The organism is Larkinella harenae (genome assembly GCF_054780515.1).
Genome location: NZ_BAAGWE010000002.1, coordinates 197,176 through 212,353 on the forward strand (window position 1 = coordinate 197,176; position 15,178 = coordinate 212,353).

Genomic DNA, 15,178 nt, shown 5'->3' on the forward strand with positions numbered 1-15,178 from the left:
TACTATAGCAATCCGTTTACGGCATTCATTTTGCGGTGCTACACCTGCTAATAGAAATGCGTCAGCACCGTAAACTGAATGCCGTAACCTGTTATTTACTCGTTCCTTTCAACTGCTGCACCAGCCAGGTCGTCATCAGTTCGGTTTGTTCAGGGTAGGTCCAGTGGCCCGTATCTTCGTACAATTTTAGTTGTTTGGGAGCCGTAATGACATTGTATGAAGCGTACATCGATGTGGGTGGACAGGTTTCATCATTGAATCCCCACGAATAATAGCCGGGTACTTTGACGAGTCGGGCAAAATTGACCACGTCATAATACGCCACTGTTTTGATTTTGGCGGGTGTATTGGTAAACGCCAGTGCCTTGCTCGTAAACAAATGCGGCCAGCCACCCGCCCGTCCTTTCAGATAGCCCGTCATGTCAGACAGCGCCGGGTAGTAAGCGCCCAGCCATTTCACCCGGTTGTCTAGCCCCGCCGTAATAATCGACAGCGCTCCGCCCTGACTACCACCCGTAACCGCCAGGCTACTGCCATCGTACTGCGGCAAACTTACCAGAAAATCGTTGGCTCGCACGCAACCGAGATACACCCGTTTGTAGTAATACCGATCCCGGTCGTCCAGGTTAAACATCATGTAACCACTCAGCGACCCGGCCCCCAGGTTCAGATAAACGGCAGGATCCAAATTGACCGGAATGCCATGAATGCCTATTTCCAGCGTAATCATTCCTTTCTCGGCATCAGCGATATTACCACCATACGGCCGAATACCCGCTCCCGGCACCCGTAGCAACGCCGGATATTTGCCTTCCTGCTTCGGTACACACAGGATACCGTACAAGCGAGAGTTGGCGTAATTCTGAATATTGACGTGGTAGACGTTAACTTTCTCGGTGCAACGTTCGGGCAGCAATGTCAGGCGGGCATCGAGCGGTATACGACTCAACTCCGCTTTCGCGCTGTCCCAAAACACCTGAAAGTCAGCTGGATTATCAACCGTTGGCGCTACCTGCAACGGATTAAAGCCGGCTGTAGCCAGCCCTCGGTAGGTTTTGCCGTTGATTTCTGCCGTTGCTACACAACGCAAAAAACCCGGCGTTTTCAGAGAGCCGCCATCGATGGTAGTACTGCCATTGGCCAGCGTAACGGTTTGCTGTTTGGTGGGCTCCATCTTTTCCGGGCCAATTTCGTACCGGATTTTAGTTCCTTTGATGGGGTTGCCGTTTTGCAGCACCGATATGGTAAATTTCACCGACTCACCGGGTCGGTATAACCAGTCGGTATGATCGGGGGCAACAACAATTTTAATGGGTCGTTCGGCGGGTTGGGCTACGGCACCTACCACAATAAGCAGATACAAATAGACCAGCAGGAGATTTCTTTTCATCAGGAAATAGGCTTGAAAGGTTATTCATTTTTTTTCTGGTAAGTCGAAAAATGCCTTTCTCTACCTGTCTGACGGCATTAACTTTCATTTTCGTTCGTACCCATAAAAACACCCCATTCCAGCTACAATACCGGAATGGGGTGTTTTGAAAAAGTATGCAGCACTTTCGTTGTGCTGGCTTGACGTACCGATTGGCTTACGGAATTTCTTCGTATTCGAGTAAACACTGCACCACATACGCCTGCGTACCGCACAATTTGGCCATTTCGCCCAGTTGTGAAACCGCAATCACCAGCTTATTCCGAAAATCAGCCAGGCAATATTTGTCGATGGCCTGCTCAATGGGCCGGGTAATGAGTCGGTCTGCTTTGGCCACCACTCCATTGACAATGATCAGTTCGGGATTGAACAGATGCACGGCGATGGACAAGCCCTTTCCCAGTTCGCTCCCCACTTCATTGAGCAAATCGATGGCCAGCTCATCACCGGCTTTGGCTTTATCAATTACCATCTGGACGTCGATTTCCTCAAAATTTTCTTCAGCCAGTTTAGAAACCCGTCCTTCTTTCAAACCCGCTTTCACCCGACGAACCAGGGAGGACGCCGAAGTCAGGGTATCCAGACAACCCACTTTTCCGCACGAACACAACTCGCCGTCGGCCTGCAACTGAATGTGCCCCAGCTCGCCCGCAAATCCGGCCAGTCCCTGCAAAATCTCCCCATTGACGATAACACCCAACCCAACGCCCCAATCAATGTTGATGGACAAAACGTGGTTTTTGCCTTTTGCCAGTCCAAATCGGTGCTCGCCCAGAATGGTTGCCTTCGTATCGTTGACCAGGTAAACGGGCGCATTGAAACTAAAGGTTAGGAGTTGCTGCAGGGATTCATCCCGGTGATTCAGGTTTTTATACGTGTAGTTGATTCCAGTTTTAGGATCAACTAGCCCCGGCAACGCACAGCCGACACCGATGATTTGCAGGTCTTTTTCCCGGATGCGTTCGGCAATTTCCGCCAGTGGTTCGCGCAAGGCGTCCAGAAAAGCAACGGAGTCTTCTAAACGCAGGTTGACATCCAGCCGATCCAGGACCCGGTTTGTGAGATCGAAAACAACCAATTTGATATCGTGAACGCTGATATCGATGACAACAATGGCCTGATTGCCAGCCCGCAGACCGAACAAAGCGGGCTTTCGACCGTATTGAGCAGTTCCGATTCCGATTTCCTGGACCCAGTTTTCCGTCACAAGCTCATCGATAAGCATTGTAATAGAAGGAACACTGGCGTGTAACGCCTTCGCTAGCTGAGACAGCGTCTGGGAGCCAAGTCGATACATTTCTTTCAATATACCGCGTTTAAGACGGCTTTTCTTTCTATCAACGATAGAAACCGTATCGTTTACCTCCATAAAAGTATAGCATTCATTAAACCTATGTGATGAAAAGGAGTGAATTCTGGCAGGATATTATTAAAATAATTTATTAATAGTGCGATTTTATTAAATTATTTACAAAACAGCAAATTTTGTCCTGCGACCTTCACAAAAACCGTTTCGGATAGGAAGTGAATGTAGGTAAAAGAGGTAGAAAGCGCGGTATTTACTTATGCCTTATTGGAATCGATTTTGTGTTATAGCGAATCTGTATTTAGTACTGTTTTTCGCTCATCCATCCAGTTTCGGATGATCTGGGTAAGCGGTTTGGTTTCAATCAGGAAACCGTCGTGCCCATACAAGGAGTCGATCTCTTCGTAGCGAGCGTCCGGAATATGCCGCGCCAGGGTTTTCTGCTCAACCGGCGGAAACAAAATATCCGACTTGATACCAACCGACAGCGTCCGCGAGGTAACCTGCTCGAGTGCCCGACTGATGCTACCACGGTTGCGCCCTACGTTGTGCGAATCCATCACTTTCGATAAGATCCAGTACGTATACGCGTTGAAACGGTTGGTGAGTTTTTCGCCCTGGTACTGTTGATAGCTGGAAGCCTTGTAATGGTCCAGTTGTTCGTTGTTATCCAGAGCCTGAGTAAACCCGTACGTATCGTAATTGCGGTACGACAATAACGCTACGGCCCGAGCAGCCTTCATTCCGTTCCGGCCCGCATCGTCGCGGTTTTCCAGCCAGGTCGGGTCAGCACAGATGGCCATCCGTTGGGATTCGTTGAAGGCAATTCCCCAAGGCGACATCACGGCATTGCTCGCAATCAGAATCAGGTTCTGGATAAGACCGGGTTGCTGAATGGCCCATTCCAGCGCCTGCTGCCCGCCCAATGATCCGCCAATGCAGGTCTGGATTTGTTCAATACCCAGCTCCTGCCGCAGTAAATCCAGTGCCTTGACAATATCGTGAATGGTTACCTGCGGAAAGTCGTGGTAAAAAGGCTTCCCCGTAACCGGGCTGATAGACAAAGGCCCGGTTGAACCGTAACAGGAACCCAGCACATTGGCACAGATAATAAAATAGTTTGCCGGATCATAAAATTTCCCCGGTCCGACCATACCCGCCCACCAGTCACCCGGGTCGGCATTACCCGTTAATGCGTGGCAAATCCATACAACATTGGAACGATTACGATTCAGCGTTCCACGGGTCGTATACACCAACCGCAAGCCCGGCAAAGCCGCGCCCGACTCAACGGGGAAGGTATATTTATAGTCAAAAACCTTGGTTTCCAATCGAAAAAAGAATTGTCGGTTTCCGGTTTATCGTTTTTGGCATCACTCCCAAAGCAAGCTGACCCGCCGAAAACCATAAACCGGAAACCGTAAGCTACATATTATGCGTTAATGGCGGCAAAAGCCTGCTCCAGATCCGCTTTGATGTCGTCGAGGTGTTCGGTACCCACTGACAAACGCAATTGACCCGGCACGACCCCGGCACTGGCCTGTTCCACATCACTCAACTGCTGGTGCGTAGTGGCTGCTGGGTGAATAATCAGCGTCTTCGAATCGCCCACATTGGCCAGGTGGCTGATCATCTTCAGGCTATCGATAAACCGATCGGCGGCTTCCTTGCCCGCTTTCAACTTAAACGTCAACACGCCACCGAAGCCTCGTTTGAGGTATTTCTTGGCCAACTCATGGTACGGACTGCTCTCCAGACCCGGATAGTAAACCTTTTCGACCTGCTCATGCTGCTCCAGCCACTGCGCAAGAGCCAGGGCATTCTGAACCGTGCGGTCGACCCGCAGCGACAAGGTTTCGATTCCCTGCAAAAACAGGAACGAGTTAAAGGGACTCAAGGCCGGACCCCAGTCGCGCAGCCCTTCAACCCGGGCCCGGATGATAAACTGAATGTTGCCAAACGGTCCGCCGATGCCAAATACATCGTTAAAAACCAGACCGTGATACCCTTCCGCCGGTTCAGTAAACTGCGGGAATTTTCCATTTCCCCAGTTGTAATTACCGCTGTCGACAATGACTCCCCCAATGCTGGTGCCGTGGCCGCCAATCCATTTTGTAGCCGACTCCACTACCACGGCTGCGCCGTGTTCGATGGGCCGAAACAGGTAGCCACCGGCCCCAAACGTATTGTCAACGATCAACGGTAGGTCGTACTTCTGCGCCAGAGCCGCAAACGCTTCGAAGTCCGGCACGTTAAACTCCGGATTCCCGATGGTCTCCAGATAAATGGCCTTCGTTTTATCGTCGATCCGTTTTTCAAAGCTTTCTATTTTATCCCCATCGGCAAAACGAGCTTCGATCCCCAGCCGCTTAAAGGAAACTTTAAACTGGTTATAAGTTCCCCCGTAGAGGTAAGAGGTGGTTACAAAATTGTCTCCAGCGCTCAGGATATTGTTCAAAGCCACAAACTGGGCTGCCTGTCCGGAAGCTACCGCCAAAGCCGCTACCCCGCCTTCCAGTGCCGCCACCCGCTTTTCCAACACATCGGTGGTGGGGTTCATGATCCGGGTGTAAATATTACCAAACTGCTGTAGAGCAAACAGTTTGGCCCCATGATCGGCGTTATCAAACACGTAGGAAGACGTTTGATAAATGGGAACAGCTCTCGATTTGGTGGTGGGATCAGGCTCTTGTCCTGCGTGCAATTGCAGCGTCTCAAAATGCAATGATGCTGACATGATGAATTAATTTAGTTATGGATTTTTGGAACGAAAGGAAGGCTAAAAGGAAAAAATCGCGCCGACACGCTGACTCACCGGCAACCTGGTTGCTGCGCATGAGTGACCTAAACGGTGCGCTCGGAAAGAATTGATCATTCAGCCCGTAGCCGGCATCCTCTCCCGGTTGTCGGTTTGCGTAGAGTGTGTAAAATAAGTTGCCCGCCCCGGGGCATACAACAACGAAAGTTAATCATGTGTCTGTTCGATTTATATTTCCTATCGAAGCCGCCGGAGCGATTTCGTAGGCGGGATGTAGCACCTTGCCGCGCGGCAGGTTGCCAGAGGTTCACCGAGCCCGGTCTCTTGCCTCTTCTTTATAAATCAAGCGCAACGGGAATGTTGCAGCAAAGATTCGCGTGTTCCGAATCTGAGTGGAAACTTGATTTGAGCCGCAAGTATAGCGAACGAAGGCCGTTGCTGCAAATTTTTTAGCCGATACTGCAAACAATAGCATTGCCTTTAAATGCCGAAAACCTTCTATTTCAGCGCTAAAAGGCACTGAAATAGAAGGTTTTCGGTCAATAAGCCACCTCAAAAAATACGCAACGGTGGCTACTTAGCCTTAGATCGAGAGCTTCCAGCCATCCCGGTACTGCCGCGACACAAACTGGTTAGCCTCGTCAAAGTTGGTAATCTTCATGTTCTTACCATCCCACATCAGGCGCTGACGACCGGGATAAGTAAAGCCTTTCCCGTCGGCTTTCGGTGTACGGAGCATATAACTGCGAATAGCCAGGTTGCCCATCAGAACCGACTCGGTCAGCGGTCCGGCAAAGTCGAACGACGACGTCAATGCTTTGTGTTCTTTGCTATTGAAGCCGGCTTTGCAGGCTTCAGTCCACAGGATCTGGTGACCATTTTCCGGCCAGGGTTTTCCGTCGGCAGGTTTCGGCTTTGCGGGCGCTTCTACTTTCTTGCCGTCTTTGGTATACAGCTTCGGATCATCCCCGTACATACCGCAGGCAATCAGCCCCTTATCACCGATCATGAACATACCGTTTTCACCGCCTTCGGGGTAGGCCTCACCGGCGGGCAGAAAATCCGGCCGGAACGGACGAATACCACCGTCGGACCAAACCATTTTCACGTCTGATTTATTCTTCGCTGAAGCCGGGAATTTCAATTCGACGTGGGAAGCTGGCGGACAACCTTCGGGGTTGTATTCCGGCGTCCAGTCTTTCAGGAACACCGCGCTGATGCTGGTTTCCACTTCGGTGGGGTAGCCCAGCCCCAGAACCCGGAACGGAATATCCATGATGTGACAGCCAATGTCACCGAGCGCTCCTGCGCCAAAGTTCCACCAGCCGCGCCATTTGAACGGGTGATAGGCGGGCGTATAGCCTACTTTTTGGGCGGGTCCTAACCACAGGTCCCAATCCAGGTCGGCAGATGGTTCGCCGGCGGGTTGTGGCACCGGAATCCCCTGCGGCCATACGGGGCGGTTGGTCCAAATCTGGATTTCGTGCACTTTTCCGATCAATCCTTTATCAAACCACTCCACCATCGTTTTCTGCTGCGGGTTCGATGAGCCCTGGTTTCCCATCTGGGTCACCACTTTGTATTTCCGGGCGGCTTCGGTCAGCAGCCGTGCTTCGTGGATGTTGTGGGTCAACGGTTTTTGTACATAAACGTGCTTGCCCCGTTGCATGGCGGCCAGCGCCACCACGGCGTGCGTGTGATCGGCGGTTGAAACCGTCACGGCATCGATGGTGTTGCCTTCTTTTTCGAGCATCTCACGAAAATCCTTGTATCGTTTGGCTTTTTCGTGCTTTGCAAAATTCTCTTTTACGCGAGGAAGCCCCCAGTCTACGTCACACAGCGCAACAACGTTGTTAGCTCCGTTGTTGAAGGAATTATTAATATCGCTGGATCCTTTACCACCAAAGCCTACTGCGGCCAGGTTCAGTTTATCGCTCGGTGCAATGAAACCTTTCCCGCCCAGAACGTGGCGCGGCACGATAAAGAAGCTACCAGCGGCCAGGGCTCCGGCCTGAATAAATTTGCGACGCGATGTCTGCGACGGTTTTTCTGGAGATTGCATAAATCAGATAAGGACTATGGGTAAATCAATACAAATAAAGTTCAAAATAGGGAAGTTCTACCGGAAAAAACGAATGCTTGGCCCAGCATTTCACGTTTTTTAATTTCCATCCGGGCTGGCAGCGTTTTTTTGCCGGCCCAGGATGCCTCTGTGACGCAAAAATCAACCTGAGCTTCAGTCGATTTACTTAGAAAGCATCCTATATATACCGTTTACTAAACGGTTTTCGCATTCTGAATCGCGCAAGATTGGATCGAAATTTTTTCCGGGAACGGTTTGTCTTTCCGTCAGGTCGTTCGTTACCTTTGTGTCAAGACACCTTCGTATATGGCCCAGTATTATCGCTTTGACAAAGAAAACGCTTCCCGTCGTGCCGGAGCCGTTGCGCTGAAGGATGCCATCGGCCATATGCTGAAGTCGTATCAACTCCAGACCCGGTTTAACGAAACCTACCTCGAAGCGTTCTGGGAAAAAATGATGGGCAAAGCAATTGCCTCCCGTACCAACCGGCTTTACGTCCGGGACCGCGTCCTGCACATCGAAATCAATTCGGCTCCGCTCCGTAGCGAGCTGGTCATTGCCAAACAGAAGATGATTCAGCTTATCAACCGCGAAATGGGCACCGATGTAGTTGAAGACGTTATTTTCATCTGATTTTCTACCGGTTGCCACCACAGTTGCCATTGCAAACGTAGCCAGATCAAGACACAGCCAACGGCCTTAACGCGGTACGGAACAACAAAATCACTCTCGGATCGCGGGCGGAAATAAATTGGAGGGCGACAGCGACGCAAACACAATCATAGCGCAATCCAGCGTTTGCGGTTGGCGTTTTCTTCACCTTCCAGATAATACCAGACGCCCACCGCCAGCATAACGGCATTGATCAAATTCCAGAAAAATACACCAACTCCAATCGGCAGCGACTAAAAATGCCCCATCAGCCAGGCAAACATCGGGCTGTAAACCGTAGATACTCTTGTTTAACAGCAGGTTATGGATCGACTTTGAGAACATCAGGTAGTTATTGATGGAGCCCAGCCAGTACGGCCCCGTTACAGTAACGATAGACAACGTCACCAAACGCGGTATCGTAAGCCTCTGTAAAATCTCATGAAGAAACCGTTAAATAGGCGTCGGCGAATTGATTCATGGTCCCGTACTCGCCGTGTTCCGCCAGAAAATGCAGCAATTTATCGAGACGGTCGAGCAGACGCTGGTGAGAATAACGCCGGATGTAAACCGGAATCCGGTGGTAAGCCGACAAATCGGTAAACTCCCAGGGATGAACGTAGAGATTCAGAAAGCCATCGGTGCGCAGGGTGCGCAGGCACAACCGCTGGTAAATGTCCAATGGAAAATTTTTCATGCTCAGCCAGAACAGGGGCAGCCGTAGCCGGGGTGTTACCGAGGCAGGAATGTGCAGAATACCTCCGCTGACAAACGGTTTTCGCGGTTTTCGCAAGTGGTTGTACCGCCCGGGCAGAAACGTGGGGTGCAACGATGAATTATACCGATAGCCAGCCTGAAAAAGATCATTTTCGTCCACCTCACCCATCCGGGCCCGGCGAAAACCGACGATGGGTTGGCCGGTGATCGACTCCAGCGTTCGGCGCGATTTTAGCAAATCGGCGGGCTCAAAAGTCGCATGGTAATAACCGTGCGAAGCGATTTCGTGGGTCTGCGCCAGTTTGCGGACCAAAGCGGCTTCGTGAAAGGCATAATTGGCGGTGGTAAACAAGGTAGCCCGGATGTTATGAACCGCCAGCAATTCTGCCAATAGCTGCGTACCCCGCGTCGAAACGATAAGTTGTTCGTTCAGCGACAGGTTATGGCCATAGTCGAGGGCCGTATCGAACTCTTCAACATCGACTGTAAACAGAATCTGACGATTGATCAGCTCCATGTCTTAACGCTATTAATTTTATCGGCCAAATTTGACTCCTGAATCAAATACGTTGGCCGGTGTTTTACTTCCTGAAACGCCTTCCCGAGGTACATGCCATTGATTCCCACCATAATAAATCGAATACCGCCAACCGGGGCAATCATGAGCACACTGGTGGTCCAGCCCGAAACCGTATTGATGGTGAAATATTTTTCGCAGAGCACCTCGAACCCAAACAGTACGGCAAACAAAAACACGCTAAATTCAAGCAGCACCGACAGGTACAACGGTTTGGTCGTAAACGACGTAATGCCCATCATGGCCAGGTTGATTATTTTCCGGAACGAATACTTGCTTTTTCCGGCATAACGCTGAGCTGGCTGGTAGTCGACTCGCCCCTGTCGTAACCCCATCCAGCGGATCATACCGCGCCAGAACAAACCGGTTTCCGTGTATTGTTCCAGGCTTTCTACGACTTTCCGATCAAGCAATCGAAAATCGGTGGCCCCGTCTTCCAGCTTCACGGCGGCCACCCGGCGGATAAACTGATTAAACCAGCGGGATATTGTCCGGTTTAACAGGGGCAATGCTGGGTCGGTTTCTCGAATAGCGCCCCCCCCATCGCAGCCTTCCTGCCATTGCTCAACCAGCGCCGGAATCAGTTCGGGCGGATGTTGCGAATCAGCATCGAGGCAAATTACGCAGCTGCCGGTTGCATGATCAAGCCCCGCCCACAAAGCTGCCTGATGGTCAAAATTCCGGGAAAGCGACAGGTCACGAAGGGTGGAATAGAACGTGCTCAACTGCGGCAAAACGTAGCACGTATTCTCGCTGCTGCCGTCGTCAACAATCAGGATTTCGCAGTCCTCATACGGACTCAATGCGCTTTCCAGACGATTCACTAAAACCGGTAAATTCTCTTCTTTATTGTAAGCCGGAACGACAATACTGATTTTGCCAGTATGGGGGTTCATTAATACAGTCGGCATCTTATCTTTGTGTTCCTAGAGATGGTAGCGCACTCAAAAAACTAACGGAAACAATAATAAGTATTTTCGCAGCCAGCTCAAGTAGGTAAATTCCGCCACCAACCGGAATGCAGCGCAAATCCGACAGTATCAATCAGTTAGCACAGATTAAAAAATGATTAGAAAAAAATTAGGGCTTAACTAATTGATTCTCTTATGTATACCGGAGGTGACAAAATTTTGATCATTGATTTCAATAGCAGCATTTCTTCAAAAATAGAAGGGATTCAGAACTGCTAAAACTGTATACAAACTTGATACGTCCTTCTTCTTTACAACCGGGCCAGCGGGTAGCCGTGCTGGCAATGGCCAGCCGACTGGATTACGAAACCCTCGAACCCGCTTTCCGGATTCTGCGCGATGACTGGCAGCTGGAGGTTGTTGAAGGAAAATCGCTGACAAGTAGCTACTTTCAATTTGCAGGAGATGATTTCGTGCGCGGCAATGACCTGCAACAGATGCTGAACGACCCGGATATCCACGCCATTTTTTCCGCCCGCGGGGGATACGGCAGTTACCGCCTTCTCGACAAACTGGACTTTACGCACTTTCGGCAAAAACCGAAGTGGATTATCGGTTTTAGTGACATTACAGTCGTTCATTGCCATCTGCACCGCATGGGGGTTCAAAGCCTACACGCCATTATGCCCAAGCTCTTCGGGCAGGAGGGCGTGCAGGAGTCCGTCGAAACGTTGCGACGGTTTCTTTTTGGCGAAACGGTTGAGCCTTATACCAGCCCAGCCCAGCCGTTAAACCGCGCTGGTAGGGCTCATGGCCAGTTGGTGGGGGGCAATCTGGCGCTGCTGATTCATACGCTCTGCACCCCATCTGACGTGGACCTGACAGGCAAAATTCTGTTTATTGAAGATATTGATGAAACGCTGTATTCCGTTGACCGTATGATGATTCAGCTTCGTCGGTCCGGACGACTGGCTCATTTAGCGGGCCTGATCGTGGGGCAGTTTACCGAAATGCGCATCAACGAATCGGCACCGTTTGGCAAAACCGTCAACGAAATCATTGCCGAGCATGTTGCCGGTTTTGACTTTCCCGTCTGCTTCGATTTTCCGGTTGGTCACGTTCCGCGCAACCTTGCGATGCCCATTGGGCAGGAAGCCGAGCTAACGGTTCACAGCGACGGGGCCAGTCTACGGTTTTAGCTGTACCGGTCATTGCGCCAGGGATAGGCAGTGTTGGAGTACCCCCGCTCCTCCCAGAAACCCAGTCGATTACCGGCCAGAAACTCGATTCGTTTAATCCACTTGGAGCCTTTCCAGGCATAGAGCTGGGGCGTAATCATCCGCAACGGCCCGCCGTGTTCCAGCGGAAGCGGTTTCCCCTCCGCCGTATGCACGAGTAAAACGTCCGGCTTGAGTGCTTCTTCCAGTGACAGGTTGGTAGAATACCCGTCAAAACCGTAGCACATGATGTGCGTAGCCGTTTCCTTGGGCATCACCAGAGCTGCCAGATCGGCCAGCCGCACGCCCACCCAGGGCACATCCAGCTTCGACCAGGTGGTAACGCAGTGGAAGTCACTGACATCCTCCGTCTGGGGAAGCGCCATAAAATCGGCCCATTTCAGCCGGATCGGGTGCTCAACCTCCCCGTCGATAGCCAGCTGCCATTTACTTAATGGGATGTTCGGGTGATGCCCTAAATCCAGCACCGGCCATTTTTTCGTAACCGTCTGACTTTTGGGAATCTTTGGCATACCGTGGCGGTTGGGCGGCCCGGAACCCAACGGTTTGTTGGGCCCATCGAGCCGGTCGGCCATTGAGGGCGTGTTCTGCATGGCTTCTTCAAATCGTCGTTTCAGCTTCATGCGGGCTTCCACGATGCGGTCGAGTTTGTCGGACTCTGGTGCGGTTTCTTCTGGTTCCATGGTTTCTAGTTTGGAGTGTAACAACAAGTAAATCATTCTGGTTTTATGGACCAAATAAGCAATTGAAAAGCATACGGAGCGGATAGAATAACGGATTCGCTCTGCCAAAAAAGAAAAACCGGGAAGAGTGAAGCTCCCCGGTTCTGGCTTAACTTGATGGCCTTGATTTATACGGTTTTCTTCCGGTTTTCGATAAAAATCGCGGTACCGATAAAGGCAATAATTAACAACGAGCAAATCAGATCAACCACTTTTCCAACCCGAATCGATACCGGATCAAATTTGAACACAATGGTGTGCTTTCCGGCCGGAACACGCATAGCCCGCAGTACGTAATTCGCCCGCAGGTGCGGCACTTCCTTGCCGTCGATGGTCGCTTTCCACTCGTCGCGGACGTTGTAGTAAATCTCCGAGAAAACCGCCAGCTGCTCACTGGTGGCGTTGCTTTCGTACGTCAGTTCGTTGGGTTTATAGCTGGTCAGGCGGATGGAATTGGCCGCCGAATCCGACTGAATTTTCAGACCACTGAGTTGCTCGGCAAACCGCTGATCGACCACCGCCGACCGGCGCGTATCCAGGCTATCCAGCGCCCGCATTTCGGCATTGGCGTCCGGAACCAGTTTATAATCCACCACAAACCAGGCATTACCAAGCGCGCCCGGATTGGGTACAGCCATTGGTGGCCCCGGTGCCTGTTGTTGCTCAGGACTTGCGCCCTGTGCCTGCGTGATGAAATACCTCGTATTCAACATATTAATGACGTTGAAACTGTTCGGCGACGTCTGAGGTTCCTGCAAGTTGCGGTAAATCTGGAAATCGGCCAATTCCTGGTACCGGCGCATTTTGGCAGCATGATAACCGCCCAACGACTTATGAAAGTAGGACGCTTTGGCATCGCTCATGAAGCTCGTCGTCAGATCCAGCACCCGGTAGTTGAGCGCTTTGTCGGCCAGAATCTGCTCATCGGCGGATGTCGGCGAAACCGTTTCCTGAATGGCCTGTTTGTTTACAAAATCGTCGTTGTTGAAGTACCGTTTGTCCACGCCGAACAGATCAAAGATAACCAGCGCCAGTAGAACCGGGTAGAAGACGACCGGCTTGATGCGGTTCCGCACGAACAGCCAGATCAATCCACCCACCAGCAAAATCAGAATAGCCGACCGGAACGCATCCGAACGAAGCATGCTGATGCGGTCGTCAACAATAGCCGCCATGACTTGCTCAGCAAGGTTTTTATTTTGCAGCCCTCGTTCTAAATCACTAGCCAACATCTCGTCCCTGCCACCTTGAAAGCTTTGGAAAACCGTGGGAGCCAACGCCATGAGCAGCGCCAAACCAGCCGTAGCGCCCAGACTAATCAGCAAGGGACGGTTCAACTGCTCGGACGTCAGATTTTTGTTGCTGATACGGACGAGGGCCAGAATCCCCAGCATCACCAGGGTCATCTGAGCCAGGTTGAGCGTCATCGTGACAGCCCGAAACTTATTGAAGCCTGGAAAATAGTCGAAGAATGTGTAGTTGAGTGCCGGAAAGTTTTTGCCCCACGCCCAGGCAATATACAGGAAGGTAATGCCTAATGCCCACCATTTCAGACGACCGGGAACAATGAGCAAACCGAGCACAAACAGAAACACAACAATGGCCCCCGCATAGGCCGGGCCGGATTGACTATACAAGTTTCCGTGATACAGGTAAAGGGCCTGTACAAACTGCTGCGCCATCGATGGATCGACGCCAATACCAACCATTTTTTTGTAAGTCTCGGAATTGGTAGTCAATGATCCCACCGAAGGACCACCCGCATAGTTTGGAATCAGCAGCGTAAACGTTTCGCCAATCCCGTAGCTGTACTGAAAGGCGTAGTCTTTGCCCAGGCCGTCTTCGGGGGTAGTGGTTGCGGGGGCCTGCTGCGCGCCGGGTCCCGCTTTCGGCGTAATGGTCAGCTCTGATTTGCCGCGGGTCGATACCGTTACGTAGTCGGCAGCATTCCAGAGCCGCGTTGTGTGTGTACCAACGGCCAGAATAGCCGCCACCGCCAGCGACGACAGTGCCAGCACCAACTGCCGCACACGGCCTTCCCTAATCGCAGCAATGCTTTCGATCAAGACATAAATCATGATACCAAACGCCAGATAGTAGGTAATCTGAACGTGATTGGCGTAGAGTTCCAGCCCGAGAAACAAGGCCGTCAGCGCTGCCCCAGCGAGGTAGCGGCCCCGTAAAGCGATGATCACACCAGCCAGGATACCAGGGGCATAGGCCAGCGCCAGAATTTTGGAGACGTGACCGGCTTCCAGGCTCAACAGGTCGTAGGACATAAACGCGTAGGCAACCGCTCCTACCGCCGAAAGCCAGACGTTGGCCCCCAGTGCCAGCATCAGCACAAAACCGCCCACCATCATGAGCCAGATGTAATTGGCCGGATCGGGCAACAGCAGGTTGATGTATTGACCGAGTTTATGCGTCAGGCTGGTGGGGTAATCGCCGGAAATCATGTAAGCGGGCATTCCGCCAAACATGCTGTTGGTCCACCAGGCCCATTCACCGGTTTCTTTGTGGTAATCCACCACTTCGCGCCCGGCGGCAATAGACTGAATAATGTCATGCTGGTTCAATCGTTTGCCTTTCAGTACGGGCGAACAATACACAATAGCTAATACCGCAAACCCGATGACGGCAACTAAATGGGGAAGGACGCGTTTGAAATTCATACTTTCGGTTTGAATGCGAAGCGCAGAGCAGCTTTTAAAATAACGGGTAAAGAAACGGTTTTTTCCAACACGGCGAAAACTCCACCCGCCACTTTTTCAGTTACTGGCGTTCTG

11 protein-coding genes and 1 riboswitch are annotated in these 15,178 nt (G+C 51.4%); of the genes, 2 read left to right on the forward strand and 9 right to left on the reverse strand.

What is annotated here, in order from left to right; genetic code table 11:
• Positions 1 to 91: 91 nt before the first annotated feature.
• From ACYVH9_RS12200 to ACYVH9_RS12220, 5 genes are all read right to left on the reverse strand, one after another.
• Complete coding sequence (locus ACYVH9_RS12200) at positions 92 to 1,390, reverse strand: acetylxylan esterase (protein ID WP_460636633.1); 1,299 nt, start codon at positions 1,388 to 1,390, stop codon at positions 92 to 94.
• A 196-nt stretch (positions 1,391 to 1,586) separates the two neighbouring features.
• Positions 1,587 to 2,726, reverse strand: coding sequence for an ROK family transcriptional regulator (locus ACYVH9_RS12205; protein ID WP_460636634.1), 1,140 nt, complete (start codon positions 2,724 to 2,726; stop codon positions 1,587 to 1,589).
• Positions 2,727 to 3,019: 293 nt separating this feature from the next.
• A complete protein-coding gene (locus tag ACYVH9_RS12210) occupies positions 3,020 to 4,066 on the reverse strand; it encodes a homoserine O-acetyltransferase family protein (protein WP_460636635.1) in 1,047 nt (348 codons plus the stop codon).
• Between the two features lie 101 nt (positions 4,067 to 4,167).
• Positions 4,168 to 5,472 (reverse strand): O-acetylhomoserine aminocarboxypropyltransferase/cysteine synthase family protein, encoded by a 1,305-nt coding sequence (locus ACYVH9_RS12215; RefSeq protein ID WP_460636636.1) that lies wholly within the window; start codon positions 5,470 to 5,472, stop codon positions 4,168 to 4,170.
• Between the two features lie 246 nt (positions 5,473 to 5,718).
• Positions 5,719 to 5,837, reverse strand: a riboswitch (SAM riboswitch).
• A gap of 239 nt (positions 5,838 to 6,076) precedes the next feature.
• A complete protein-coding gene (locus ACYVH9_RS12220; protein ID WP_460636637.1) occupies positions 6,077 to 7,555 on the reverse strand; it encodes a Gfo/Idh/MocA family protein in 1,479 nt (492 codons plus the stop codon).
• A gap of 327 nt (positions 7,556 to 7,882) precedes the next feature.
• Between ACYVH9_RS12220 and ACYVH9_RS12225 the strand changes: the two genes are divergently transcribed.
• On the forward strand, positions 7,883 to 8,209 hold the full coding sequence (locus ACYVH9_RS12225) for a DciA family protein (protein ID WP_460636638.1): 327 nt from the start codon (positions 7,883 to 7,885) through the stop codon (positions 8,207 to 8,209).
• Positions 8,210 to 8,666: 457 nt separating this feature from the next.
• Here ACYVH9_RS12225 and ACYVH9_RS12230 read toward each other — a convergent pair whose 3' ends face one another.
• Both ACYVH9_RS12230 and ACYVH9_RS12235 read right to left on the reverse strand, forming a co-directional pair.
• On the reverse strand, positions 8,667 to 9,461 hold the full coding sequence (locus ACYVH9_RS12230; protein WP_460636639.1) for a polysaccharide deacetylase family protein: 795 nt from the start codon (positions 9,459 to 9,461) through the stop codon (positions 8,667 to 8,669).
• Positions 9,452 to 10,432, reverse strand: coding sequence for a glycosyltransferase family 2 protein (locus ACYVH9_RS12235; protein WP_460636640.1), 981 nt, complete (start codon positions 10,430 to 10,432; stop codon positions 9,452 to 9,454). The genes ACYVH9_RS12230 and ACYVH9_RS12235 overlap by 10 nt, the downstream gene beginning before the upstream one ends.
• A 293-nt stretch (positions 10,433 to 10,725) precedes the next feature.
• Here ACYVH9_RS12235 and ACYVH9_RS12240 point away from each other — a divergent pair, with 293 nt between their 5' ends.
• Positions 10,726 to 11,631: a S66 peptidase family protein gene (locus ACYVH9_RS12240; RefSeq protein ID WP_460636641.1), complete on the forward strand. Its 906-nt coding sequence runs from the start codon at positions 10,726 to 10,728 to the stop codon at positions 11,629 to 11,631.
• Here the strand turns inward: ACYVH9_RS12240 and ACYVH9_RS12245 are convergent.
• Together ACYVH9_RS12245 and ACYVH9_RS12250 are read right to left on the reverse strand one after the other, a co-directional pair.
• Positions 11,628 to 12,353, reverse strand: coding sequence for a molybdopterin-dependent oxidoreductase (locus ACYVH9_RS12245; RefSeq protein ID WP_460636642.1), 726 nt, complete (start codon positions 12,351 to 12,353; stop codon positions 11,628 to 11,630). The two genes, ACYVH9_RS12240 and ACYVH9_RS12245, sit on opposite strands and share 4 nt — an antisense overlap.
• Before the next feature lie 167 nt (positions 12,354 to 12,520).
• Entirely contained in the window at positions 12,521 to 15,064 is a 2,544-nt protein-coding gene (locus tag ACYVH9_RS12250) for a YfhO family protein (RefSeq protein ID WP_460636643.1), read from the reverse strand.
• Between the last annotated feature and the right edge of the window lie 114 nt (positions 15,065 to 15,178).

Coding starts and splice junctions, on each gene's coding strand:
- ACYVH9_RS12200 (WP_460636633.1), bottom strand. CDS start 1,390: ATGAAAAGAAATCTCCTGCTGGTCTATTTGTATCTGCTTATTGTGGTA.
- ACYVH9_RS12225 (WP_460636638.1), top strand. CDS start 7,883: ATGGCCCAGTATTATCGCTTTGACAAAGAAAACGCTTCCCGTCGTGCC.
- ACYVH9_RS12205 (WP_460636634.1), bottom strand. CDS start 2,726: ATGTATCGACTTGGCTCCCAGACGCTGTCTCAGCTAGCGAAGGCGTTA.
- ACYVH9_RS12220 (WP_460636637.1), bottom strand. CDS start 7,555: ATGCAATCTCCAGAAAAACCGTCGCAGACATCGCGTCGCAAATTTATT.
- ACYVH9_RS12235 (WP_460636640.1), bottom strand. CDS start 10,432: ATGCCGACTGTATTAATGAACCCCCATACTGGCAAAATCAGTATTGTC.
- ACYVH9_RS12215 (WP_460636636.1), bottom strand. CDS start 5,472: ATGTCAGCATCATTGCATTTTGAGACGCTGCAATTGCACGCAGGACAA.
- ACYVH9_RS12230 (WP_460636639.1), bottom strand. CDS start 9,461: ATGGAGCTGATCAATCGTCAGATTCTGTTTACAGTCGATGTTGAAGAG.
- ACYVH9_RS12250 (WP_460636643.1), bottom strand. CDS start 15,064: ATGAATTTCAAACGCGTCCTTCCCCATTTAGTTGCCGTCATCGGGTTT.
- ACYVH9_RS12245 (WP_460636642.1), bottom strand. CDS start 12,353: ATGGAACCAGAAGAAACCGCACCAGAGTCCGACAAACTCGACCGCATC.